The 24,320-nt window shown below is 66.2% G+C and carries 20 protein-coding genes; 12 read left to right on the top strand and 8 right to left on the bottom strand.

Annotated features, from left to right (window positions below; translation table 11 throughout):
• The first annotated feature begins 46 nt into the window (after positions 1-46).
• Complete coding sequence (gene gmk, locus AACI_RS00355; protein ID WP_174260431.1) at positions 47-841, top strand: guanylate kinase; 795 nt, start codon at positions 47-49, stop codon at positions 839-841.
• A gap of 12 nt (positions 842-853) precedes the next feature.
• Positions 854-2,809: a sensor histidine kinase gene (locus AACI_RS00360; protein ID WP_012809524.1), complete on the top strand. Its 1,956-nt coding sequence runs from the start codon at positions 854-856 to the stop codon at positions 2,807-2,809.
• On the opposite strand, the gene AACI_RS00365 is transcribed toward AACI_RS00360, so the two are convergent.
• A complete protein-coding gene (locus AACI_RS00365) occupies positions 2,794-3,915 on the bottom strand; it encodes a transglutaminase domain-containing protein (RefSeq protein WP_012809525.1) in 1,122 nt (373 codons plus the stop codon). The genes AACI_RS00360 and AACI_RS00365 overlap by 16 nt on opposite strands.
• An 82-nt stretch (positions 3,916-3,997) precedes the next feature.
• Here AACI_RS00365 and AACI_RS00370 point away from each other — a divergent pair, with 82 nt between their 5' ends.
• Together AACI_RS00370 and AACI_RS00375 are read left to right on the top strand one after the other, a co-directional pair.
• Positions 3,998-4,936 (top strand): oxidoreductase, encoded by a 939-nt coding sequence (locus tag AACI_RS00370; protein ID WP_245530645.1) that lies wholly within the window; start codon positions 3,998-4,000, stop codon positions 4,934-4,936.
• 44 nt (positions 4,937-4,980) lie between these two features.
• Positions 4,981-5,577: a thymidine kinase gene (locus AACI_RS00375; protein WP_012809527.1), complete on the top strand. Its 597-nt coding sequence runs from the start codon at positions 4,981-4,983 to the stop codon at positions 5,575-5,577.
• Positions 5,578-5,616: 39 nt separating this feature from the next.
• Here AACI_RS00375 and AACI_RS00380 read toward each other — a convergent pair whose 3' ends face one another.
• Positions 5,617-5,970 (bottom strand): DUF4406 domain-containing protein, encoded by a 354-nt coding sequence (locus tag AACI_RS00380; protein ID WP_012809528.1) that lies wholly within the window; start codon positions 5,968-5,970, stop codon positions 5,617-5,619.
• 174 nt (positions 5,971-6,144) lie between these two features.
• On the opposite strand from AACI_RS00380, the gene AACI_RS00385 reads away from it, so the two are divergent.
• The gene (locus AACI_RS00385) at positions 6,145-7,572 is read left to right on the top strand and encodes an NAD(P)/FAD-dependent oxidoreductase (RefSeq protein ID WP_012809529.1); all 1,428 of its coding nucleotides are present in this window, start codon (positions 6,145-6,147) and stop codon (positions 7,570-7,572) included.
• 82 nt (positions 7,573-7,654) lie between these two features.
• Here AACI_RS00385 and AACI_RS00390 read toward each other — a convergent pair whose 3' ends face one another.
• Genes AACI_RS00390 through AACI_RS00410 form a run of 5 tightly spaced genes read right to left on the bottom strand, consistent with a single transcriptional unit; the run spans position 7,655 to position 12,931 of the window.
• A complete protein-coding gene (locus tag AACI_RS00390) occupies positions 7,655-8,947 on the bottom strand; it encodes a phospholipase D-like domain-containing protein (RefSeq protein ID WP_012809530.1) in 1,293 nt (430 codons plus the stop codon).
• Between the two features lie 51 nt (positions 8,948-8,998).
• Complete coding sequence (locus AACI_RS00395) at positions 8,999-9,772, bottom strand: glycerophosphodiester phosphodiesterase (protein WP_012809531.1); 774 nt, start codon at positions 9,770-9,772, stop codon at positions 8,999-9,001.
• Positions 9,773-9,803: 31 nt separating this feature from the next.
• Entirely contained in the window at positions 9,804-11,129 is a 1,326-nt protein-coding gene (locus AACI_RS00400; protein ID WP_012809532.1) for an ABC transporter substrate-binding protein, read from the bottom strand.
• A 42-nt stretch (positions 11,130-11,171) separates the two neighbouring features.
• Positions 11,172-11,999: a carbohydrate ABC transporter permease gene (locus tag AACI_RS00405; RefSeq protein ID WP_012809533.1), complete on the bottom strand. Its 828-nt coding sequence runs from the start codon at positions 11,997-11,999 to the stop codon at positions 11,172-11,174.
• The gene (locus tag AACI_RS00410) at positions 11,996-12,931 is read right to left on the bottom strand and encodes a carbohydrate ABC transporter permease (RefSeq protein ID WP_012809534.1); all 936 of its coding nucleotides are present in this window, start codon (positions 12,929-12,931) and stop codon (positions 11,996-11,998) included. Before AACI_RS00410 ends, AACI_RS00405 begins: the two co-directional genes overlap by 4 nt.
• Before the next feature lie 192 nt (positions 12,932-13,123).
• Between AACI_RS00410 and AACI_RS00415 the strand changes: the two genes are divergently transcribed.
• Both AACI_RS00415 and AACI_RS00420 read left to right on the top strand, forming a co-directional pair.
• Positions 13,124-14,365 carry an aminopeptidase gene (locus AACI_RS00415; protein ID WP_012809535.1) on the top strand — a complete coding sequence of 414 codons (1,242 nt, stop codon included), beginning with the start codon at positions 13,124-13,126 and terminating at the stop codon, positions 14,363-14,365.
• 29 nt (positions 14,366-14,394) lie between these two features.
• Positions 14,395-16,011 (top strand): gamma-glutamyltransferase family protein, encoded by a 1,617-nt coding sequence (locus tag AACI_RS00420; protein ID WP_012809536.1) that lies wholly within the window; start codon positions 14,395-14,397, stop codon positions 16,009-16,011.
• A 48-nt stretch (positions 16,012-16,059) separates the two neighbouring features.
• Here the strand turns inward: AACI_RS00420 and pcp are convergent, their stop codons facing one another.
• A complete protein-coding gene (pcp, locus tag AACI_RS00425; RefSeq protein ID WP_012809537.1) occupies positions 16,060-16,698 on the bottom strand; it encodes a pyroglutamyl-peptidase I in 639 nt (212 codons plus the stop codon).
• A gap of 176 nt (positions 16,699-16,874) precedes the next feature.
• Here pcp and AACI_RS00430 point away from each other — a divergent pair, with 176 nt between their 5' ends.
• The 5 genes from AACI_RS00430 (at position 16,875) to AACI_RS00450 (ending at position 24,313) form a co-directional block, all read left to right on the top strand.
• A complete protein-coding gene (locus AACI_RS00430; RefSeq protein WP_041707183.1) occupies positions 16,875-17,489 on the top strand; it encodes a TetR/AcrR family transcriptional regulator in 615 nt (204 codons plus the stop codon).
• Positions 17,490-17,494: 5 nt separating this feature from the next.
• Positions 17,495-19,852 carry a YhgE/Pip domain-containing protein gene (locus AACI_RS00435; RefSeq protein WP_012809539.1) on the top strand — a complete coding sequence of 786 codons (2,358 nt, stop codon included), beginning with the start codon at positions 17,495-17,497 and terminating at the stop codon, positions 19,850-19,852.
• Between the two features lie 133 nt (positions 19,853-19,985).
• Positions 19,986-22,343 carry an RNA polymerase recycling motor HelD gene (gene helD / locus AACI_RS00440; protein WP_012809540.1) on the top strand — a complete coding sequence of 786 codons (2,358 nt, stop codon included), beginning with the start codon at positions 19,986-19,988 and terminating at the stop codon, positions 22,341-22,343.
• Positions 22,340-22,963 carry a histidine phosphatase family protein gene (locus AACI_RS00445; RefSeq protein WP_012809541.1) on the top strand — a complete coding sequence of 208 codons (624 nt, stop codon included), beginning with the start codon at positions 22,340-22,342 and terminating at the stop codon, positions 22,961-22,963. The genes helD and AACI_RS00445 overlap by 4 nt, the downstream gene beginning before the upstream one ends.
• 75 nt (positions 22,964-23,038) lie before the next feature.
• A complete protein-coding gene (locus tag AACI_RS00450; RefSeq protein WP_012809542.1) occupies positions 23,039-24,313 on the top strand; it encodes a glucose-6-phosphate isomerase in 1,275 nt (424 codons plus the stop codon).
• Positions 24,314-24,320: the final 7 nt, after the last annotated feature.

The following is a 24,320-nucleotide window of genomic DNA, read 5'->3' on the forward strand; positions in this document are numbered from 1 at the left end:
GCACCTGAACTCAGTATACTGATTAGAAACTTGCCTGCGGGGATGGATGCCCGTGAGTCAAATTCGCTTTCACCTGGATCGGCTCCTCTCTGAGCGAAACTGGAAAATTCCCGATCTGGTGAAACGGTCCGGTGTCAACAAGAACACGCTCTACGCCATGAAGAAGAACGCCATCACCCGCGTGGATCTCCGGGTGTTAGAACGAATTTGCGACGCGCTCTCGTGCAAGCTGTCCGATCTCATGACCTACGAACCAGAGGGGGAGACGCATACGAAGGGCCTGCTCTTCATCCTGTCCGGGCCTTCCGGGGCAGGGAAAAACACGCTCATCAACGCGCTTCGGGACCGGTACGATCTCGGCCTGACCTTCATCCCGTCGTTTTCGACGAGGCCCATGCGGCCGGGTGAGACGAACGGCAATCCCTACTACTTCGTGTCCCGCGAAGAGTTCATGCGCATGGCCGAGCGGGGCGAATTCCTCGAGTACGAGACCATCCACGGGAACTTGTACGGCACGCACCTGTTGAGCTACGAGCGGGCCCTCAACGAGGGCCGCATCATCATCAAGGACATCGACGTGAACGGCGCGCTCAACATGAAGCGCGTGTTTGGCGATCGCGTCATCCTGATCTACGTCCGCCCGACGTGCCTCGACGATCTCGAAGGAAGACTTCACCACCGCGGCGACAAAGAGGAAGACATCCGCATCCGCATGCAGCGCCTCAAATACGAGGAGTCGCTGTCGGATCAGTTCGATTTCCTCATCTTCAACGATGACGTCGCCACCGCCACAGCGGAACTCGCCCACATCATTCGCACCTGCACGAGAAAGCACGCGTAAAGGCGGGACAGCATGCAGGTGAACGCTCATCCCCGCGTGCGCTTCTCGTTGCGCTACAAGATCATCGCCATCCTCTTCGGCGCCATGCTCGTGGTACTCGCGCTCGGCGGGACGCTGTTTTACAGCGTCGCCAGGCAGCAGATGCTCAAGAGCGCGGACAAGCAGGCGCAACTCCTCGCGCAACAGATTGAGCTCGAGGTCGAGTCGAGCGAGGCCGGGCAAGCCTACATCGACAATCTGCTCGGCAACGAGCTGCGGATTGCCTCCATCGCGATTGAAAAGCAGCTGCCGCCCCACTGGCGGGACGTGACGAACGAACAGTTGCGCCAGCTATCCGCAGAGCTCGGCGTGAGCGGCATCACGCTTCTCGCGCCCACCGCGGACGACATCGTCGGCGTGCGCTCGTCGGATCCGCGCGAGATTGGCCTTTCCACGCGCGGCATGGGCAAATGGTACATCGCCTTCCGCGATCTGCTCGCCGGAAGGCCCCAGGCGTCCACGTACGGCACTGCGGGGAAAAACTACTGGTCTGGGCCGTTCGCCAACGCCGCCTCCGATCCGTCCAAGGTCGACAAGTGGGGCTACTACTACGACGGCACGACGGATTACATCATCGATCCGTTTTACGTCCAGACGTCCATTCCCGGCTACGAACAGGTGGTCAGCGTCAACAGCACCATTCGCCACATCCTGGCGACGGAGCCCGACATCCTGTCCATCGCCGTGCTGAACAGGACGTTCGACGAGAAGCCCATCCGCTACTCGTACAAAGGCGTCTCCTGGATCGATATCGCCAATCAGCCTGTCATGTACGGCGCCTATCGCTATGCCGATCACGACCTCGACGTCCGGCTCAAAGACCGCGCTTTGTCCACGGGCCACATGCAGACGGCTCTCGATCACGTCGACGGCACGACCGTGATGAAAGCGTTCATCCCCGAGTCGGAGCAGGGGAGCCGATACATCGTCGAGATCGTGATGAACTATCGCATCATCACCGCTCAGCTCGGCGATCTTCTGCACGACATGGCCATTCTGGGCGGCGCGCTCCTCGTGCTGACCGGCGTGCTGTCGTTCGTAGGCGCCGAACTCATCACGCGCCCGCTCAAGCGCATCACCGAGGCCGTGGACGAGATTGCCGACCGGAATTTCGCGGCGCACGTCGACGTGGCGCGGTCGGACGAAATTGGCGTGCTCGCCGCGCACGTGAACGAGATGTCGGAGAAGCTGGTGGAATATTTGCGCGAGCTGACCCGGCGCGAGCGCGGGAGAGGCGTGGACTACCTCGTGATGGCCACGCAGGCGCTGGTGCACGAGCTCGGCACGCCGCTCGCCGCCATTCGGCAGATGTCGGAGCTGTTGCCGAGGCTCGAGCCGAACCTCGGAGAGAAGGCGCGCGAGATCCTCGAGCGGATGCGATCCGCCTCCGAATACGCCAACCGAATTGCGCGCGACTTCACGGCGTTCTTGCGCAACGGCATGTTGACCGTGAGGCGCCGGGACGTGGTGCGCCTGGTGTCGGACGCCGTTGGCCTATGTTCGTCCATGGCCCAGGCCCGCCATGTGAAACTCTCGTTCCGGAACGAGACCGGACATCGGCACGTGTACCTCGATGTGGATGAAGACAAGCTGTTCGGCGCCATCGTGAACCTCGTGAGAAACGCCATTGACGCCATTCCGGACGATCGCGCCCGCCGCGAGGTCGACGTGACGGTGAGAATTGAGGCCGAAGAGCTGCACATCGACGTGATTGACAGTGGCGTCGGGATCCCGCGGGACCGCTGGGACCGGATCTTTGTCCCGTACAGTTCCACGAAAAAGGGCGGGCTCGGCCTCGGGCTCACGTTCTGCGGCCTCATCGCCATCGCGCACGGCGGGACGGTGGGCGTGGTCCAGTCCAGCCCTCAGGGCACGCATATCCGCATGCGCCTGCCCCTCAAGCACGAGCCGATTCAGGTGGACGCGTAGATGGTGATGCGGGTCGTGAGCCTGTGCGTCTCGTCGAAGACGGCCGGCGGCACGTCAAACCACGCGTCCTGAGCGGAGCCCCAGGTGGGGTCCACCAGGATGTACCGGTGCTGGTCCGGGATCCACACCTCGTTCCATGCGTGGGACCCTTCCACGCCGCCGGTCACCGCCACGCCCTCGTCGATGCGCACGGTCAGGCCCACGGCGTGCGCCATATCCGCATAGAGGAGCGCGTAGTCGGCGCACACGCCCTTCCCGGTCTCCAGCGTGGTGAGCGGGGACTGAGCGTCCCATTTGCCATCGTCGACGTAGTCGTCGTATTTCTTCCAGTCGTAGTGGACGTGGTCAATCTCCCACTCGTACAGGGCGCGCGCCTTGGCGTACGGAGAGGTCAATCCGCTTGTGATGGCCAGGGCCTTTTCCGCCACAGGTTTTGGCACGACGAGAATGCCCGTCTCCTCGCCGGGGCCGGTGGGCACGACAAACAGGGAGATGTCCGCTGCCACGGTCTGCGCCGCACCTTTGGCCAAAACCGGCATTTCGCGCTCCGCGATGGGGCGAAGCCACGGCGTGTAGACGTGATGCGACAGCCAGCGGTACGCGGGCGACGCCTGGGAGGCGCGCGCGAGAGCTGGCGCAGACACATACTGGAGAACGAGAAACAGGCAGGCGCCGACCGCCGCGGCGCGAAAGGCGCCAAGCACGCCGCCGACCACGAGCCCGCCGGCGCGGCTCAGGGCGCGCATGCGTCCGCGCGGGCGGATCCACCGGGCGCCGAGCGGCGCGAGCAGCGCCCCGATGGCGGACGAGACGACGAGGTAGGCGGCGAGAAACGCAATCCAGTTGCACAGCCTCGGGGACTGCTGCCAAAAAGCGGCGAGATGCGCTAGCCAACTGGGCACGGACGCACTCTGGCTATCCTGCAGGACGAAGTTGCGGATAGAGCGGCTTGCCGCAAAGGCGGCCGCGGACGAAGCGACGACCTCGGCGACAAACGCCGCGGTCTGCACAAGCCTCCGCGACTCTCGCTCAAATCCGCGCCGAAAGCCCGCCAAGGCCGAAACCGCCACAATCGCCCACAACACCCACTCCAGCCAGTCGTTCACCGGAACACCCCCAGCTCTTCAGTCTATCCCGATTCCCGCCGATGGAGTAGTATGAAGAATAGACATCAGCTGGCGCGGGGGGATGCGTGTGGCATGGACGGCGGATCAGATCCCGAATCTCAAGGGCAAGTGGGCCGTCATCACGGGTGCGAACAGCGGCATCGGATGGCAGGCGGCGCGTGCGCTCGCCAGGCGGAGGGCGCGGGTCACGCTCGCGGTTCGCAATCGCGAGCGCGGCGAAGACGCCAAGGCCCGCATCCTGGCGGAGGTGCAAAGCGCCGAGATCGACGTGCGCCTGTTGGACCTGGCCGATCTCGACAGCGTCCGGTCGTTCGCGGAGGCGCTCGTGGCGGAGGGTAAGCCGCTCGACCTGCTGATCAACAACGCGGGCGTGATGGCCACTTCGTACGGCACGACCCGGCAGGGCTACGAGCTTCAGTTCGGCACCAACCACCTCGGCCACTTCGCCCTCACGCTCCAGCTGCTCCCGATTCTCGCCGGGACGACGGGCGCGCGCGTGGTGACCGTGAGCAGCATGGCGCACCAGATGGCGAAACACTTGGATCTCGCGTACGTGCGCGGTGGCGGGCGCTACCGGCGATTCGAGAGCTACGCGCAGAGCAAGCTCGCGAATCTCCTCTTTGCCTACGAGCTCGACCGGCGCCTGAAGCGCCGCGGGCTTCCCCTGAAGAGCATCGCCTGTCATCCCGGGTTTGCCGCGACGTCCCTCGTGGAAAACGGCATGCTGAAGAGCGCCTGGGCCAAGCCGCTGGCTCGGATTGTGAATCGCTTCGCGCAGCCGAGCGAGATGGGCGCGCTTCCCACGCTGTACGCCGCCACGCATCCGGACCTCGAAGGCGGCGAGTACGTCGGGCCTGACCGCGGATCTCGGGGTTACCCCGTCGTCGTGTCTTCGTCCCCGGCTTCTCGCGATCTCGCCGCAGCGCGCGAGCTTTGGAGCGCCTCGCTCGAGATGACGGGCATTCCGCGCGACGCCTGGTACGCGCTCGAGGACGAGTGACCTGCGCCATCACGCGCTCCCGGGAGCCAGAAAGAGGGATAGACGTGGCCAAGCTGTACTTTCGCTTTGGACAGATGAACGCCAGCAAGTCCATCCAACTGTTGACCGTCGCGCACAGCTACGAGGAACAGGGCAAGAAGGTGGCGCTGTTCACGCCTGCCATCGACGACCGGTACGGGCGCGGCGTCATCGCGTCCAGGGTGGGCATCGCCAAGCGGGCCGTCGTCGTGGAGGAGGACACCGACCTGTTCGCGTGCGTGCGCGCGCAGATGCCCGACTGCGTGCTGGTGGACGAGGTCCAGTTCCTCCGCGCCTATCACGTGCGGCAGTTGGCGCGCGTGGCGGACGATCTCGACATCCCGGTGATCATGTACGGCCTCCTGAAGGACTACCGCAACCGCCTGTTCGAGGGCAGCGAGGCGGCCATCCTGTGGGCGGACCGGATAGAAGAGATCAAGACCATCTGCGCGCATCCCGGCTGCGACCGCAAGGCGACGATGATCCTCAAGGTGAAAGACGGGCGCCCGGTGTACGAGGGCGAGCAGATTGAAGTCGGCGGCAACGATCTCTACAAATCCGTCTGCCGCAAGCACTACTTTCACCCGGACGTGGAGGGCCTGATGCGCGCCACAGGCCCATGACGGCGTATCACCGGCTTAACGCGCGCCGGCTTCTCCGCTTCACAGCTCGAGCGACAGCTGGATGGCGGGCGCCTTCGCCAGGTCCTCTTCCGCTGCGCGAAGACAGGCAGTAAGCGTGTACACAGGCATGTTCAACTGACATGCCACGTACACTTCCAGTCGGGCGCCGCGCGAGCGCTCCCACCCAGGGAGCGTCACCACGGCGTCCGCGTCCATCAGCATGCGGATGTCTCGGCGCATGGCGGCGTACCAATCGTCTTCGGGCGAACCATATTCGGCCGGGTTGATGACCCGAAAGCCCCGCGCGCGGAGTGACTGAGCGGCCTCCAGGAAGGCCGGGCGATTCCCGTGCGGGAGCCCCGTCATGGGACCGGACAGATAGATGCACTTCACGTGATCTCGCCTCCCCAGCATCTTGAGTTCAGGATATGCGAACGTGTGTTCGGTGTCAAGTGGGGTTGTGTCATCGGTTCCTTGGCGAACGTTTCTTGTTTATGTACAATGAACGTTCGGGTCGCGGGGAGTGCATCCGTGCACCTGTGGCCGCGATGGCGAGGGGGATCCCAGATGGCAGAGCAGTACGACGTGATCATCGTGGGCGCGGGGCCCGCGGGACTCTATGCCGCCTACGAATTGGTGGAAAAGGCGCCGAAGCTGAAGGTGCTCCTCATCGACAAGGGCGTGGAGGCGCGGTTTCGCCACTGCCCCATCATGGAGGGGCGGATCGACAAGTGCCCGCCGCCCAACAAGATCAAGACATATGCGAGCTGCTGGCCGGCGTGCGGCGTGATCAACGGCGCGGGCGGCGCGGGCAGCTTTTCGGACGGCAAGTTCAACATCACCGCCGAATACGGTGGCTACCTGACGGAGTACCTGCCGGCGAGCGAGGTGCTCGGGCTCATCGAGTACGTGGACGCCATCAACCTTCGACACGGGGCGCCCGACGCCGTGACCGACCCGTCCACGCCCGCCGTGGCCGCCATCGAGCGGCGGGCTATGGCCGCCGGGCTCAAGCTGCTTCGCGCGCGCGTGCGCCACATCGGCACCGACAAGAACCTGGAGCTCATCCAGTCGCTGTTCGAGCACCTCGGCCGACACATCGATCTCCGGTTTCGCACCTTCGTCGAGGACATCGTGGTGGAGGGCGATCGCGTCGGCGGCGTGATCCTGCGCGGGGGCGAGATCATTCGAAGCCGCTACGTGCTTCTCGCGCCGGGGCGGGACGGCGCGACATGGCTGTCCGATTTGTTCCGGCGGCACAAGCTCAAGATGACCAACAACCAGGTGGATATCGGCGTGCGCGTGGAGACGTCGAACGTGGTCATGCAGGAGCTGAACGAGCACCTGTACGAGGCCAAGTTCCTGTTCCAGTCGCCTGCGACGGGCCTCATGGTGCGGACGTTCTGCGCAAACCCGTCCGGCCACGTGGTGATTGAAAATCACACGGGCGTCATGGCGGCCAACGGCCATGCGTATCACGATCCGGCGCTCGGGTCGCAGAACACGAACTTTGCGCTTCTGGTCAGCCACCGGTTCACCGAGCCGTTCGACAAGCCGAACGAGTTCGCGAAGAGCATCTGCCGGCACGCGAACGAGCTGTCGAACGGGTCCATCATCCTGCAGAAATACGGCGATCTGCGCAAGGGCCGCCGTTCGACGCCGCAGCGCATCCGCGAAGGGTTCGTCGAGCCGACGCTCAAGGAGGCCGTGCCGGGCGATCTCGGCCTCGTGCTGCCGTACAAGACGATGGTCGCGCTGATGGAGATGGTGGAGGCACTCGACAAGGTGGCGCCCGGCGTCGCGAGCGATCACACGCTGTTCTACGGCGTGGAGGCGAAGTTCTACGCCGCGCGCGCCGAGGTGGGGCCGGATCTGCAGACGAAGATCGACGGCTTGTACTGCGCGGGGGACGGCCCCGGCATCTCGCGCGGCATCTCCCAGGCGGCCTCGTGCGGCGTGCACGTGGCGCGGCAGATTGCAAAGCGCGAGACGTGATCGACAGGCGGCACATGCTTGACGCGCAAGAGAGAGGCCCAGGGCCATCTGAGGTCCTGGGCCTTTTCGCCGTGCGCCGGTGTCATCGCGAGACGTGCACCAGCTTGCCGTCCTGGAAGTAGAGCCGCGCGCCGTTCGGATACGTCCAGACGGTCTCGGGCCTGCCGTGGTACGTGGTGGACGAGATGGACGACGGCGGTCCCCACTTCGCCCGCGCCTCCGACTCGGAAATCCCGAGCGGCAGGTAGGGATACGCCCCGCCGGAGCCCGTGGACGCCCCGCCGCCGGACGTCCCGGACGCGCTCGACAACGGCTGCGCCTTCTGCCAATACTGGGCGAACCACGCCTGCGCCTGCGCGCGCACGAGGGGCTGCGTGACGGCGATCCCGACCTCCCGGTTGTCGTCGAGCGAGTTGGCGGAGAGGTTCTCGCTGCCGACGAAGACGGCCTCCGTGCCCGCAATCAGCTTCGCGTGCACATAAGGCGACGACAGGAGCCGGACCTGCACGCCGTGGCCCGCAAGCATGCGCGCGTTCGCCATCTCCTCGCTATCGATGGAGGACGGAAGCAAGAGCTCGAGCTGGCGGCCCTTCGCCTCCATGGCCGCCATGACGTCCGGGGCGTCGTACAGCTCCTCCTCGGCCATCATGACCGGGCCGGGCTGGCGGATCTGATCGGCGAGCGCCTTGGACGATCCCGGCGACACAATGAGCGCGGGCGGGAGGCTCGGCCGGGGGCGCCCCGCCCAGTCCGCCTCAAACAGCGCGTCGAGATCGGCCGGGAGGGTACCGCCGTCGATCTCGACGTTGTCCTCGAGGTTGGCGCCGCCGTCGAGGGCCGAATACGTGGCGTTGGCCGAGCCGACAATGGCGACGCGCCCGTCCACCACCAGGTACTTGGCGTGATCGTAGCTCGTCGCGGAGGGCGACCACGTCTTCACCTGCACCTTGGAACCGCGGAACATCGCGAGTTCCTTCGAGACAGCGTCCGGGAAGTCGTAGGGGTGGCTGTCGAGGATGAGGCGCACCGCCACGCCGCGCGCCGCAGCCTGCTTGAGCGCGTTGGCGACGTTTTCGTCGGTGAGTAGGTAGACGTTGTAATCCACGCGCTGGCGCGCTCGTTCAATCGCGCTCACCCAGGGTGCCGATCCGGCGCCGGGCTCCCCAATCCACGTGAATTGGCTGGCGGACGCCGCGATGGAGGCGGACTCGTTGGCCGGGGATGGCGCGGCGCCCGTCGCCGCGCCTTGGGGAGACGCGCCGGCCGTCGCACGTTGGGGCGAGACGTTCGCCTGGCCGCACGCCGTCATGAAAAGCAGGGCGGGCGCCACAGCGGCGGCCAGCCTGAGCCGAAGCCGACCTTTGTTCACGCGCATCGCTCCCTCTGTGAATTGGTGATCCGATTGTAACAAATCTCTCCCCTGGCATCACGCGGAGGGCGGCGTGGGCGAGGGGACAGCCTTGGTGGCGATTTGCCTCAGCCGGAGATCGTCCAGGATGATGCCGGACACCTGGCACGCCAAGGCCCGGTTCACGGCCAGCTCGCTCTTCGCGGTCCACGCGTACACCGCGAGGTGGTGGGATTTGGCCTCGGCCACAAACAGGGGATCCAGATGTTCGATGTCGGGGTGGAGGCTCTGCGCGCCGAGGCGCTCCGCGAGCTGGATGGGCTCGAGCAGGCGCCCGGTGAAGAGCACGCCGATGGCGATGTCGCGGTCGAAGCGGCGAACCTCGGCCAGCGCGGCGTGATCGAAGGAGGAGATGAGGACGCGATCGCGCGCGTTGTGGCGGTAAATGGCGCCAAGGACGCGGCGGATGAGCTGGCGGGTGTGCGCGACGGGGCTCGTCTTCAGCTCGATGTTCAGGCACATGTGCGGCACGGTCGCGAACACCTCGTCGAGCGTGGGGATGAGTGTGCCGCGAAAGCGCGCGTCAAACCACGATCCGGCGTCGAGCTTGCGCAGATCGGCGAGGCGCATGTCGGCGGCCAGGCCGCTGCCGTTGGTCGTCCGGTCGACCGTCGGATCGTGCAGGACCACGACGCCGCCGTCGCCCGTCAGGCGGACGTCGAGCTCAATCATGTCCGCGCCCAATTCCGCCGCCCGCACGAAGGCGGGCAGCGTGTTCTCCGGGCATTCGGCGGACGCGCCGCGGTGGGCGATAAAGAGCGTGTCGTCGCGCATCAGGAGTTCTCGAATCATGCGAAGACCTCCTTGTCTTCGAGCGCGGATGTCATCCGAGGTTTTGATCGGCGGCCTCTGCGGCCTGATGCATCGTGGCCGCGACGGGCTTGCCCTCGTCGAAGATGCCTTGCAGCGCCTGTTGCACCGGCTGCAGCACGGCCAGGTACGCGGGGGACGCCGGCGACGGATGCTCGTACTGGAGCTCCTCAATGGCGGTCCGGTACTGCGGGTGCTTCTCGAGGTACGCCTGGTAGACGGGGTCGTTCAGATCCGCCTTCTGCACGGGCAGGTAACCGGTCTCGGTGGACCATTGGACCGACTGCTTGGGCGCGGTCCACCACTGGATGAACGTCCACGCGGCCTTCTGTTGCGCGGGCGTGGCGTCCTTGAAGATGGCGAGATCGCCACCGCCCGGCGGGACGGCGAGCGTCTTGCCGCGCGGCAGGAGCGCGGTGCCCCACTGGAACTTGTCGCCCACGCCCTTCGTCACCTTGCCCGCGCTGCCGATGGAGTCGATGTCCATGGCCACTTGGCCGTTGATGAAGTCCTGCGTCATGAGGTCCCAGTAGTTCGGTCCCGTCTCGACCTTGGCGTATCCCTGCTTCACGAGCGACTGCTCCGTCTCGAGGATGGAGAGCGCGGGCGGCTGGTCGAAGGTGGCGCGCTTCAAATCGGGCGACAGGATGGAGCCGCCGCCTGACTCCACCGCGTATTCCCACGGCCACCAGTCGACGAGCGGTTCGAAACCGTAGATCTTGTTCGATCCGGCCCCGCTCGTGAGCTTCTTCGCGTCCGCCGCGAGCTGCGCCCAGTTCGAGGGGGGCGAGGCGATGTGCGCCTTCGCGAAGAGCGTCTTGTTGTAGTAGAGCACGGGCACGCTGCGGTTGAAGGGCACCGCGTAGTATCGGCCCTGGTACTGGGTCGAGACGAGGATGCCCGGCAGGAAGTTGGACGGCTTGTCGACGCTCGAAGACTGCATCAGGTTGGTGAGGTCGAGCAATTGCCCGCTCGCCGCGAAAACCGGCATCGCGTGCACCTCAATTTGTGCGATGGTGGGCGGATCGCCCGCCTTGATGGCCGCGAGCAGCTTCTGCTGTTCCTCGCCGCCGCCGGAGTAGCTGCCTTGATAGGTCGCCACGACCTTGATGCCGGGGTGGGTCTGGTTGAACGCCTGCACCATCTGCTGAATGTCCTGGCTGAGCGTCGTGCCGACGCCGTACCAGAAGGTGATGGTCACGGGCTGGCTCGATGCCGCGGCCCGGCTGGCGCCGGTCGCCGCCTGTCCGCCGCCGTTTGCGGCGGGCGCACCGCATCCCGTCGCCACAAGTCCGAGCGCCAGGAGCGCGCCGGATTTCCACAGTCGATCTCGCTTCATGGGTTTCGCCTCCAATGTATGCGCCTCGAGCGGGCGCCGTGTTTATCCCTTCACGGCCGTCTGGGCCACGCCCTGGACGAAGTAGCGCTGGCCGATGAGGAACAGGATGACGACGGGCGCGATGGCGAAGATGTCAAAGGCCATCGCGTAGTTCCACTGCAGCGTCTGGCCCGCGTCCTGCGTCAGGAAGTACGACAGGGCGACGGGCACCACGCGCATGTTGGTGGTGTTGGTGGCCACGAGCGGCCAGAACAGGCTGTTGTAGTGATAGACAAAGTTGAGCAGCACGAGCGTCACGATGGTCGGCTTGTTGTTCGGCAGGACGATGCGGGTCAGGATCCACCACTCGCTCGCGCCGTCCACCCGCGCGGCGTCGACGATGTCGCGCGGCAGCGTGAGAAAGCCTTGGCGCATGAGGAAGATGCCGAAGGCCGATCCGGCGTACGGCAGGATGAGCGCGCCGTACGTGTTGATGAGATGCACCGCCGACAGCATGGTGTAGACAGGGACGAACGTCGCCTGCATGGGCACCATCATGGCCACGAGCACAGCGAAGAACAGCCAGCGCTTGCCGCGGAGCGGGATGAAGACGAGCGCGTACGCGGCGAGCGAGGACGTGATCACCTGGAGCGCGACGATGGCGCCGTTGGTGAACACGCTGTTCCACAGGTAGAGGAGAAACGGCTGAGCGCGCCATGCGGCGGCGAAGTTGCTCCACGCGGGGTGAGCAGGCCACAGCGCCGAGGACAGCAGATCATTCGTCGGCATGAGCGACGTGCGGATCATCCAGTACACGGGCGCCAGGCACAGCGCAGCCGCGATGGTCAACAACGCGTACGAGGCGATCTTCAGAACAGGGTTCGCCTTCACGATTCCTCCACCACCCATCGGCGGCTCAAGCGCATCTGCAGGTACGAGAGGCACGCGAGCACGAGGATCAGGATGACGCTCGCCGCTGAAGACTCCCCGATGTTGAACGCTTGAAAGCCTTTCTCGAAGATGTAATAGGCGAACGTGGTGGTCGCGCCGTCTGGACCGCCTCCGGTCATGACGTACACCTGATCAAAGGTCTGGAACGTCTGGATGAGGCAGATGACGACGGCGAAGAACAGGCTTGGCCCGAGCGCGCGCAGCGTCACGTGGCGAAATACCTGCCACCGCCCGCCGCCGTCCACCTGGCACGCCTCCATCAGGGACGTCGGCACGCTCTGCAGACCGGCGAGGAAGATGATGGCGTAATAGCCGGTGAACTGCCACGCGGTGAGGATGAGCACGGACAGAAGCGCCGTCCGCCCTTGGCCGAGCCAGTTGACCGGCGACAGGCCGAGGCGCTGAAGCGCCAGATTCACCGGTCCCCCGTCCGTGGCGAAGAGAAGCGAGAAGATGAGGCCTGAGCTCACGAGCGGAATTACGTACGGGCCGAAGACGGCGGCGCGGAACAACGCCCGCCCGCGGATGCGCTGGTTCAGAAGCAGGGCGAGCACAAGGGCCACGGGCAGCGACAGCGCCATCATGCCGACGGCCAGCCACAGCGTGTTCGACGCCGCCTGCCAAAAATCGGGCGCGGCAAGCAGGTGCGCGTAGTTGGCGAATCCGGCGAACACCGGTTGCGGGGTGTACAGCGTCGACTGGTACAGGCTCAGGTACACCGCGTAGCCCATCGGCACAAACACGAACGCGAGCAGGAAGAGAAGCGCGGGCGCCATCATCGCGAGGCCGGTGATTTGAAGCGACATGCTGCCTCGCGCGGAGCGCCTCTCCCCTTCCACCTGTGCGATCACGGCTTCGGCGGCCTTGGCCACGAGCGCCCTCCTTTCCAATGCGCGATGTTCAAGCGGATGGGTTTCAACGCGAGTGTAAGCGTCGACTGTGAATCGCCTGCGAAGGAAGTGTGACCCTTGTGTGAAGCTCTCGTGAACTCGCGCGATTTGGTATAGTGGGGGAGGAGCGTTCGTGCAGAATCGCATACATGGCTGACAAGGGGAGCGAACGACGTGATCGAACAAATGCGAAAATACGCTGAACTCGTCGTGCGAGTGGGGGTGAATCTGCAACCAGGGCAGCCGCTCGTCATTGGCTTCGGATCGCGCCAGGTGTATCCGGATCAGGTGCCGTTTGCAAGGCTTCTCGCGCAGGCCGCCTACGACGCGGGCGCGAGCTACGTGCACATCGACTGGGGCGACGAGTGGTGGCTGCGCGAGACGGTCAAGCGCGCGGATCTCGCCATCCTGCGCCAGTGCGCCCAGTGGCAAGTCGAATGGGTGGAGCGCCTCGCGGAGATGGGCGCCGCTTACGTCGCCATGCCGGCGAGCGATCCGGCGCTGTTTGCCGGTATCCCGCGCGATCGCGTCGAGCAGGCGGAGCGGGCGGTGCGAGAGGCGTTTCGGCTGTTCGACAACCAGCGCACGAGCGATCGCTACCGCTGGACGCTGGCCTCGGCGCCGACGCAGGCCTGGGCCGACGCGGTGCACCCGGAGCTGCCGCGCGAGGATCGGCTTGAAGCCCTCTGGCGGGATATCCTGCAGGCGTCGCGGGCGACGGGCGAAGATCCCATCGCAGACTGGGAGCAGCACATCGCGAACCTGAAGCGCCGCGCGGCATGGCTGAACGACCTCAAGATTCACGCTCTGCACTACCGGGCGCCGGGTACGGATCTCACCATTGAGCTCGCGGAGGGCCACTACTTTGAGGCGGCCGGCCATCCCGACGTCAAGGGATTTCGCTTCGTCGCCAACATCCCGACGGAAGAGGTGTTCACGGCGCCGAAGAAGACCGGCGTGAACGGCACGGTCGCGAGCACGATGCCGCTCAATCACGGCGGATCGCTCATCGAAGGCATTCGCCTGCGCTTCGAAAACGGGCGCATTGTCGAGTACAGCGCGGAGAAGGGCGAGGAAGCGCTCAAGGCTATCATCGAGGCGGACGAGGGCAGCCATTACCTCGGCGAGGTGGCGCTCGTGCCGGTGGACTCGCCCATCGCGCAGATGAATCGCATCTTCTACAACACGTTGTTCGACGAAAACGCCAGCTGCCACCTGGCCATCGGTCGCGCGTATCCCCTCATCGAGGGCGGCCACGAGCTCGCGCATGAGGACTGGGAGGCGCACGGCCTGAACGACAGCCTCATGCACGTGGACTTCATGATTGGCTCGGCCGATCTCGACATCGACGCGGTGCTTCAGGACGGCCGCACGGTGCCCATCTTCCGCAAAGGGCGCTGGGCGAGCGAGGCGTAAGGCCGCTTACGGCGGGAGGGGGACGACGGATGGTGAAGCCTCACTGGGATGCGACGCAGTACGAGTTTGAATCGCGGCGCACGGTCGTGTTCGCTCGGCGGGGGATGGTGGCGACGACGCAGCCGCTCGCCTCGGAGGCAGGGCTCGAGGTGCTGCGCCGCGGCGGCAACGCTATCGACGCGGTCGTGGCGGCCGCGGCGGCCCTGGCCATCGTGGAGCCCACGTCGAACGGCATCGGCAGCGACGCGTTCGCCATCGTGTGGAAGGACGGCAAGTTGCACGGTCTCAACGCCAGCGGCCACTCACCCGAGCGGCTGACGCGGGATGAGCTTGAGCGCCGCGGCCTGCGGGAGCTGCCGACGCACGGCTGGCTGCCCGTCACCGTGCCCGGCGCACCGGCCGCCTGGGCGGCCCTCGTCGAGCGGTTCGGCCGGCTGTCGCTCAAGGACGTGCTCGCGCCCGCGGTCGATCTCGCCCGCGACGGGTTCCCCGTACAGCCAGTGACGGCCCGCAACTGGCGCCGCGCGATGGAGGCGCATCGAGACCGGTTGACCGATCCGGTGCACGAGCCGTTCTTCCGCCTCTTCGCCCCAGGCGGCGAAGTCCCCGGTCCTGGGGATCTCTTTCGCAATCCGGACGGCGCGCGCGCGTTGGAAGCGATTGCATCGTCCGGCGGGCGCGCGTTTTACGAGGGCGAGATTGCGGACGCCATCGACGCGTTCGCGCGCGAGACGGGCGGCCTCCTGTCCAAGGCCGATCTCGCCGCCTACAAGCCCGAGTGGGTCGAACCGCTCTCTGTGCGCTATCGGGATTTCGAGGTGTGGGAACTGCCGCCGAACGGTCAGGGCATCGTGGCGCTGATGGCGCTCGGCGCGCTCGCCGGCATGGATCTCGCAAGCATGGACGAGGCGGATCGCGCACACGCGATGCTCGAGGCCATCAAGCTCGCGTTCGAGGTGGCACTCCGTGAGGTGGCGGATCCCCGCTTCATGCGCGTGACGCCAGCGTCGCTTTTGTCCAAGGATCACCTGGATGCGCTTCGCGCGAAGATCGGCGACGAGGCGCACCTGCCCGCGGTGGAGCGCCCGTACTACGGGGGCACCGTGTATCTCTGCGCCGCGGACGGCGAGGGCAACATGGTGTCGTACATCCAGAGCAACTACATGGGCTTTGGCAGCGGCATCGTCGTGCCGGGCACGGGCGTTTCGCTGCAGAACCGCGGGCACAATTTTTCCATGGATCCGTCGCACCCGAACGCCCTCGGCCCGCGCAAGCGCCCGTACCACACCATCATCCCCGGCTTCCTCACGCGCGGGGGCGAGCCCGTGGGGCCGTTTGGCGTCATGGGCGGTTTCATGCAGCCGCAGGGCCACGTGCAGGTGCTCGTGCAGATGCTCGATCTCGCCCGCAATCCGCAGTCGGCGCTCGACGCGCCGCGCTGGCAGTGGCTGCAGGGGAAGCGCGTGCTGGCGGAGGCGGCCTTGGGCGAGGACGTGATCGCCAAACTGCGGGCGCGCGGCCACGAGGTCGACGTGACGGACGACGGCACGCCGTTCGGCCGCGGACAGGTCATCTGGCGCCTGCCGAACGGCGCGCTGGCCGGGGCGACCGAGCCGCGCGCGGACGGATCCATCGCGGCGTGGTGACGCGGATGGGCGCGTGGCTGGGGACGCTCGACGCCGGCCCGCGTCCATCTAGCACTTCGGCACGCCCGCCGGCCCGAGCGCCGAAGCCACCACCGCGAGCGCCGTGCGGACGCCTGCAACGAGCGTCGTGAGCGGCAGGGACGGCGCCTGCTTGTGAAGCGCCTGCTCGGTCATGTAGGGCACGTGGATGAAGCCCCCGATGATACCTGGGGACTCCTCGGCGATGAAGTGCATCAGGCGGTAGAACGTGTCGTTGCACACGAACGTCCCCGCCGTGTTCGAGATGTGCGCGGGAATGCCGGCGCCACACATGGCCTCCACCATGGCGCGAATCGGAAGCGTCGAAAAGTAGGCGGCGGGCCCGTCCGGCGCGATGGGTTCGTCGATGGGCTTTTGGCCCGCATTGTCCGGAATGCGCGCGTCCATGATATTGATGGCGATGCGCTCCGGGGTCACGTGCGTGCGGCCACCGGCTTCACCCAGGCAGACGACGGCGCGCGGCTTGACCTCTCGGATGGCACTCACAAGTTCCTCTCCGGCCCGGCCGTACACCGTGGGCAGGCGCCGCGCAATCACCCGATAGTGGACGCCCACGGTCTCGCCCGCGAGCGATCTCGCCACCTCCCACGACGGGTTGAGCGCCTCGCCCTGAAACGGCTCGAATCCTGTCACCAATATCGCGTCCATGGGCCTTCCCCCATCGCCGACCGATTTCCGCGGTCTTGCCGCGGTTTCCTATGCTATCTGTTCGCGCTTGCTTCGCGGAAATCCTGTCGGCGCAGGGAGAGCGTCGCGCTTGCAATGACCAAATGACCAAATTAGAATTCTGGTCAGAGTGCGTCGCAATGCGCAGAAAGCGAGGGATGACCGTGCGGGATCGCATTGAGGAGGCCGCCAAGCGGGCGTTCTCCGAGTTTGGCTACAAAGGCACGACCATGGACCAGATTGCCCGGCTCGCGGGCGTCAGCAAGGGGGCCATTTATCTTCACTTCCCGAGCAAGGAAGCGCTGTTTCAACACATGCTGCGCGGGGTCATCGCGCAGGTGCGAGACGCGTTCGAGTCGGCCCAGGTGGAGGGCGACGATTACTTTCGCAATCTCGAGCGCGGCCTGCGCGCGCTCATGCGGTTTCGCGCCGATCACGCCATGCTCTCGAAGCTCGTCCAGGAGGTCCGGCAATTTGGGACGGCGGAGGCGCGCGCGGGGCTCGGGGAGCTTGAGGCCGCCATCCTGGACTACCTGGCGCGCCACCTGAAGCGCGGCGTGGAGCTCGGCGTGGTGCGCCCGTGCCGGGCCAATCTCGTCGCGTTTGTCCTCCTTCGCGCCTACACCGCGGTTTTGCGCGACTTTCCGTCTGCGGAAGGTCCGTTGTCCGAAGAGGACCTGTACCAGCTTTTCACCGGCGTGTTTGTCGACGGCTTGCGCCTGAGGCCCGGCGAGGGCGAGCCCAGGAACACGCAGAGTGAGCAGGAGAGGTGAGGCGGATGGCAAGCGTTCCCGAAGGCACTGCGCGCGGAAATGTCTTTCAGGAGTTCGCGAGGCTGCGCAGACCCAAGATGATGGTGCAAGCCGCCGGGATCGCGCTCATCCCGGTGTTGTACGCGGGCGCGTTTCTCTGGGCGTTTTGGAATCCCTACGGCCATCTCGATCGCCTGCCGGTGGCCGTGGTCAATGAGGATGCGGGCGCCTCGTTTCGCGGCGAGCGGTTGAACGCGGGACGAGACCTCGTCGAGAAGCTGAGGAGCGATCACAGCCTCGGCTGGCACTTCGTGACACCCGCGCAGGCCTCCGCGGGGATGGCGGACGGGGCGTATGCGATGGAAATCGTCATCCCGCGCGACTTTTCGAAGCGCGCGGTGAATCGCGCCGAGCATACAGGCGCGCCTGCGCCGGAGATCACGAGCGTCACGAATGATCGGTACAACTACATCGCGGGCGTGATCGGGCGGAACGCGGCGGTGAAGCTTGCGTCGGAGACGGCGCTGGAGCTTGCGAAGTCCTACACGGCGTCGCTCGTCGATGCGCTAGAAAGCTCGGGCACGGGGCTTCACAAGGCGGCGAAGGCCGCGGATGCGCTCGCCTCCGGCGGGCGAGAGCTTGAGGCGAAAGGCGAGTTGCTGGTGAGCGGAGCGTCCCAGTTGGCTGCGGGCGCGGATCGGCTGGCGGGTGGACTCGAGCAGGCGTCTCAGGGCGCGGGCGCGCTGGCGCAAGGTGCGTCGCAGGCTGTGTCCGGCGCGGACCGCTTGAACGCGGGGCTTGTACGGCTGAACCAAGGCGCTGAGTCGCTCGCGCAGGGCGCTTCATCCTGGGCGAACCAAGCGCGCGCGTTCGGGGAGGCGGGGGACAAGCTGGGCGAGGCGGCTCAAGAGGTCGGACAGGGCGCGTCCCAGCTGGCCGCGGGCGCGGGCAAGCTCACGACAAGTCTGGGTCAGTTGGATACCGGCGCGTCGCATCTCGCGTCTGGCGCCGAGGCGCTCGCGCAAAACGCGTCCCAGTTCGCGCAGGCCGCGAATCAGACCGCGGCGGGATCGCAGCAAGTGGCGTCCGGCGCGAAACAGTTGGCGGAAGGGCTTCAGCAGTTGGCGAAGGCCAATCCTGCGCTCGCCGAGACGCCTGCGTTTCAATCGCTCCTCGCGACGAGCGCAGAGGTGGCGCAGGGCGCCGCGCAGACCGCGTCGGCCAATGAACAGCTGGCCTCTGGCGCGGCAGGACTTTCGCAGGGGGCGTCGCAGTTGGCTGCGGGCGCCGAGTCGCTTGCGTCCGGGCTGAAGCAGGCGGAAGCCGGCGCGGCCCCGCTGCAACAGGGGCTTCAACAGTTGGCGCAGGGGGCAAGCGGCGTGGCGCAAGGAGGCACGCGGTTGGCGGCGGCATCCGGCCAACTCGCCACCGGCGCCAGCCAAATCGCGCAAGGGGCTAAGGGACTTGCGGCGGGCACCGGCGCGGCGCAGCAGGCTTCGTCCTCTCTGCGCGGCGGCTTGGTGCAGCTTCAGGGAGGCGCCGCCAAGCTCGCCGTGGGCAACCGCGCGCTCGCGGGCGGCGCGGCGTCGCTCGCAAGCGGCGCGGGAAAGCTTGCAAACGGCCTCGGCGCCTACCAGGCGGGCGTGGGCAAGCTCGCGAGCGGTTCAGAGGCCCTCGCGGCGAACCTCGCGAACGGAGCGTCCAAGCTGCAGGCGCTCCACGGCGGCGCCGTGATCGCCGCCGTGGCGCACCCAGTCTCCCTGCATCAGGTGGAGCTCGGCGACATTCAGACCTACGGCAACGGGTTTGCGCCCTACTTCCTGTCGCTCGGGCTGTACGTCGGCGTGCTGATGATGAGCGTCATCTTCCCGTTCCGCGAGCCTTACGGCGAGCCGAAAAGCGGCGTCGCGTGGTTCTTCTCGAAGTGGCTGCTCGTCGTCGCCATCGCGTGGGCGCAGGCGCTCATCGCCGACGCCGTCGTGCTCGGCCTCGTCGGGGTGCACACGGCGCATCCGCTCGGATTCGTGCTCTTTTCGCTTTTCGCAAGCACGACCTTCGCGTCCATCCTGCTCGCGCTGGTGGCGCTGCTTGACAACCCCGGCCGCTTCCTCGGCGTGGTGCTCCTCATTCTGCAGCTCACGTCGACGTCGGGGACCTACCCGGTGAGCCTGTCGCCTCGCTTCTTTCAGGCGGTGGGGCCGTGGCTGCCCATGTACGCCACCGTGAGCGGATTCCGCTATCTCATCGGCGGCGGCGATCCGTCCCTGATGGCGCGCGATCTCGCGGAGCTCGCCATCTACACCGCGTCGTTCATCGCCATCGGCGTGCTGCTTTTCGCAGGTTTCTTCCGGCGCCTTGGGCGCGCGGAGCCCAAAACGGTGTAAACTGATACGGAGAACTCCATCGAGGCGCTCCCCCGCAGTGACGGGAGCGCCTCCGTCTGTTGAGACGGCGTCGCGCGGACCGCGAAGGTCTTCGCGCCGTTGGCAGAGCGCCACGCCGAAGGAGGAACGTCGCATGGAAGGACAACCATCAGCACGCCACCCCGACTGGGAGTCGGAACAAGCCTACGTCGATCGCGTCGTGGCCGCCATGCGCGCCAAGCTCGCGGAGCTTGAAGGCGTCTTGCGCGGCGTGCGCGGCGAGATCGTCGAATTTCGCCGGCACTTCTGGGACGACGTCACCATCAACCTGAGCACCCTGGACGATCTCGTCGAAACCCACTTCGCCATCCGCCAGCAGGCGGAAGTCCTCGGCGAACGGGAGCGGCGTTATCAGCAGGCGGCGAAGACGAAGCGCACGCTGGAACGCCAGATTTCGTCGCCGTTTTTTGCGCGAATCGACTTTCGATATGAGGGCGAGCGCGAGGCCGAGCCCATCTACATCGGAATCGCGTCGTTTCGCGACGAGCGCGATCAGACGTTCCTCGTGCACGACTGGCGCGCGCCCATCTCGAGCGTCTACTACGACGCGCTGCCGGGACCGGCGTCGTTCAAGGCGCCGGCTGGGATCGTGCGGGGCGAGCTGACACTGAAGCGCCAGTTCGTCATCCGCGGCGGCGCTATCCTTGCGATGTTCGACGCAGGGCTGACCATTGGGGACGAGCTCCTCATGTACGCCCTGTCGCGCCGTTCCGACGCGCAGATGCACAACATTGTCGCGACCATCCAGCGCCAGCAGAACGTCGTCATCCGCGACGACGAGTCTCCGGCGCTCCTCGTCACCGGCGCGGCCGGCAGTGGCAAGACGTCGGCCGCTCTGCAGCGCGCCGCGTATCTTTTGTACAAGCACCGGGGCGATCTCGACGCGCGCCAGATGCTCTTTTTCTCGCCGAACCCGCTTTTCATGTCGTACATCTCGAACGTGTTGCCCGAGCTCGGCGAGGACAACATCGAACAGGCGACGTTCTACGACTATCTCTGCGCCAGGCTTCAGGACGAGTTCGTCGTCGAGGATCCCTTCGATCAGATGGAGCGCCTGCTCGAGGCGGGCGAGGACAGCCGCATGGCGAGGGCCGTGCGGTACAAGGCGTCGAAGGCGTTCGCGGACGAGATCGACCGGTACGTCGCCGGCCTCGCGCCGCAGATGCGCTTCCATCCCATTCTGGTGGAGGGGCGCGTCATCGCGACGGCGACCGACGTCAAGGCGGCGTTCGACAGGACGGATCCAGGGCTTCGCCTCCCGCTTCGCGTCGATCTCGTCAAGGAGGAGCTCTTGAATCGCCTGCGCCAGTTCGAGCGCGACGAGGCGCTTTCCGACTGGGTGCAGAAAGCCGTGGACGGGCTGCCGGACGAGGCGTACCGGCGCGCGGAGCGCACGGCAGCCAAGCGCAAGCGCGAGCGCCCCGATCTCGATGAGCAGGAGGAGGCGCGCCGGCTGCTCGGACGCGAGGTGCTTCGCCGGATGCTTCGGCCCGTGCGCCGCTTCGTGGAGACGCTTCGCTTCGTGGACACGGCGGGGATGTACCGCGCTTGGTTCGAACAGGCGGCGTCGAGTCCGCCGGAGGGCTTTCAATCGGAGGACTGGGCGCAGATCTGCCGCCAGACCGTGCGCGAGATGGACGAGGGCACGCTCTGGTACGAGGACGCGACCCCGTACCTGTATATGAAGGAGCAGATCCTCGGCCGCGCGGTGAGCGCGCCCATCCGGCACGTTTTGGTGGACGAGGTGCAGGACTACTCCGTGCTTCAGCTGCGCCTCATCCGCAGCCTCTTCCCCTACAGCCGCATCACGATGCTCGGAGATCCAGAGCAGCTCGTGTCGCCCCATCGCCCCGGCATCCTCGAGGAGGACGAGATGGCGCGGCTCTTCCCCGGGCTCGTCCGGGTGGCGTTTGGACAGAGCTACCGCTCGACGCGGCAGATTGTCCTGTTCACGCGCGGCATGGTGCCGAAGGGCGCAGAGATTCAGCCGTTCGATCGCGACGGCGCGCTGCCGCGGCTGGCGGAGGTGTCCGGAGAGGCGCAGCAGGCGGGCGTGATCGCGCGGTGGCTCGGCGAGTTTGCGGATGCGGGGTACCAGACGACGGCGGTGCTGACCAAGACGCAGGCCGAGGCGGAGCGGCTGGCCAAAGCGCTGGAGCGGCTCGGCGTGAAGCTTCGGCGCCTCGACAAGCGCGCGGTGAGCCTCGAGCCGGGCGTCGTGGTGGCGCCGGTGTATCTGGCGAAAGGCGTCGAGTTCGACGGCGTCATCGTCGCGAACGTGTCGCGGGAACAGTACCAAACCGCGTTGGATCGGCAACTGCTGTACACGGCCTGCACGCGCGCGATGCACGAGCTTCGCATGGTGTCCGTGGGCGAGGCGAGCCCGTGGATTCTCTCGCAGCCCGCGGACACGTACGAGCGCGTGGACGCCGCAGAGGTGAACGCGACGTGAAGATCTATCTCTTCCGCCATGGGCAGACCGTGTACAATGCGGACGGCGAGCGGTTCTGCGGCACCTCCGACGTGGGACTGACCGCGCTCGGATGGCAGCAGGCCCGCCGCGCCGCGCGGCTCATCCGGGGCGTCCGCCCGGCGGCCATCGTCCACTCCGGCCTGCGCCGATCGCTCGAGACCGCCATGGCCATCCGCGAGTCGCTGCCCGGCGCCGCGGATTGCCCGCTCGTCGCCCACGAAGGATTTCGCGAGGTCGGGTTTGGCGCCTGGGAGGGGCTGACTCGGGCCGAGGTGAATCGGCTGTACCCGGAATTGTACGCCGAGTGGCTCGCCCGCCCGGAGGAGGCGCGCATTCCCGGCGGGGACGACCTGTACGAGCGTCAACAGGAGGCCGTCGACGCCTTTTTGGACGTCGTGGCGCGCTACCGCGACGGCGATCTCGTCATCGTCGCCCACAACACGCTCAACCGGCTGCTCATTCTCGGCCTCATGGGGCTCGACGCGCGTCACTATCGGCGCATTGTCCAGGAGAACGCCTGCCTCAACATCCTCGAGTACCACGAGGAGGAGGGCGTGCGGCTGCACGCGCTCAACCGTGTGCCGGAGCAGGACGAATAGGCGCGGCCCGGAATGGTTTGTTCGCGCGATGTGGTAAGATACTTTCGGAGATTCGCGACGCTAGGAGGGGAAGACGTGATCGAACTATCCCTGGAGAAAGCGAGAAAATGGTTCACGGAAGAACACGAGGCGCGGCTTGCGCCCTTGGCCCAGTTCGCGCTCGGAGAGTTGAATAACCGCGATCGCGATGCCTTCGGGAAAGGGTGGATCGACTGGCCGGCGGCGGATCACAGCGCGCTGTACCGCGATGTGGACGCCATTGCGGCGGACTTTCGCGCGAAGTCGAATGCGACGGTCGTCATTGGCATTGGCGGGTCGTACCTGGGTGCGCAGTCGGCCCTGTCCATGGCGAAGCCCGCGTTCACGGGCGAGGGCCATCACGAGGTGATCTTCGCGGGGCAACAGCTCAGCCCGACGTATCACGCGCACCTGCTCCAATACCTGGACAAGCGCGAGGTCACGCTGGTCGTGGTGTCGAAGTCGGGCACGACGCTCGAGCCTTCCGCGGTCTTTCACACGTTCCGCGAATACCTGGAAAAGCGGTACGGTGTGGAGGAGGCCAACCGCCGCATCTGCGCCATCACGGACGCCGAGAAGGGCAGCCTGCGCCAGTTCGCGGACGAGCGGAAGTATGCGACACTGCCCATCCCTGACGACATCGGCGGGCGGTACTCGGTGCTCACGGCGGTCGGGCTTTTGCCGATGGCGCTCGCCGGGATCGACTACAAGCGCGTGATGCAGGGCGCGGCTCGCATGCGCGAAGAGCTCTCGAAGCTCAAGGTGGCGGATCATCCGGCGGTGAAGTACGCGCTTGCGCGCCACGTGCTGTACCAGCAGGGCTTCGTGGCGGAAGCGCTTGTGACGTACGAGCCGCGCGTCGCGGATTTCGCCGGATGGTGGCAGCAGTTGTTCGGCGAGAGCCAGGGCAAGGACGGCACCGGGCTTTTCCCCACGATGCTGCGGTACACGACGGATCTGCACTCCATGGGCCAATACGTGCAGGACGCGCGCAAGATCCTCGTGGAGACGGTGCTCGACGTCCATTTCTCGGACGAGCCGGAGCTCGTGGTGCCGCGCGGCCTGGACGAGAAAAACGCGTATCTGGACGGCGTCTCGTTCTCGCGGCTGCAGGAGGTGGCCGTCGAGTCGGTGATGGTGGCCCACAGTGAGGCCGGCGTGCCGAACATCCTAATTCGGGCGAAGGGAGATCCGGAGTCGCTCTACGGCGAACTGGTCTACTTCTTTGAGGTGGCCTGCGCGGTCGGGGGGTACCTCATGGGCACCAACCCGTTCGACCAGCCGGGCGTCGAGGCGTACAAGAACGAGATGCGATCGCGCTTGAAGGCGTAAGTGACAA

Origin of the sequence: Alicyclobacillus acidocaldarius subsp. acidocaldarius DSM 446 (assembly GCF_000024285.1) — a bacterium.
Classification (GTDB): Bacteria; Bacillota; Bacilli; order Alicyclobacillales; family Alicyclobacillaceae; genus Alicyclobacillus; species Alicyclobacillus acidocaldarius.

Excerpts from the sequence above, each read along its gene's own strand:
- gmk (WP_174260431.1), top strand. The coding sequence starts at position 47 with ATGCCCGTGAGTCAAATTCGCTTTCACCTGGATCGGCTCCTCTCTGAG.
- AACI_RS00360 (WP_012809524.1), top strand. The coding sequence starts at position 854 with ATGCAGGTGAACGCTCATCCCCGCGTGCGCTTCTCGTTGCGCTACAAG.
- AACI_RS00370 (WP_245530645.1), top strand. The coding sequence starts at position 3,998 with ATGCGTGTGGCATGGACGGCGGATCAGATCCCGAATCTCAAGGGCAAG.
- AACI_RS00385 (WP_012809529.1), top strand. The coding sequence starts at position 6,145 with ATGGCAGAGCAGTACGACGTGATCATCGTGGGCGCGGGGCCCGCGGGA.
- AACI_RS00390 (WP_012809530.1), bottom strand. The coding sequence starts at position 8,947 with ATGCGCGTGAACAAAGGTCGGCTTCGGCTCAGGCTGGCCGCCGCTGTG.
- AACI_RS00395 (WP_012809531.1), bottom strand. The coding sequence starts at position 9,772 with ATGATTCGAGAACTCCTGATGCGCGACGACACGCTCTTTATCGCCCAC.
- AACI_RS00400 (WP_012809532.1), bottom strand. The coding sequence starts at position 11,129 with ATGAAGCGAGATCGACTGTGGAAATCCGGCGCGCTCCTGGCGCTCGGA.
- AACI_RS00420 (WP_012809536.1), top strand. The coding sequence starts at position 14,395 with ATGGTGAAGCCTCACTGGGATGCGACGCAGTACGAGTTTGAATCGCGG.
- pcp (WP_012809537.1), bottom strand. The coding sequence starts at position 16,698 with ATGGACGCGATATTGGTGACAGGATTCGAGCCGTTTCAGGGCGAGGCG.
- AACI_RS00430 (WP_041707183.1), top strand. The coding sequence starts at position 16,875 with ATGACCGTGCGGGATCGCATTGAGGAGGCCGCCAAGCGGGCGTTCTCC.
- AACI_RS00435 (WP_012809539.1), top strand. The coding sequence starts at position 17,495 with ATGGCAAGCGTTCCCGAAGGCACTGCGCGCGGAAATGTCTTTCAGGAG.
- helD (WP_012809540.1), top strand. The coding sequence starts at position 19,986 with ATGGAAGGACAACCATCAGCACGCCACCCCGACTGGGAGTCGGAACAA.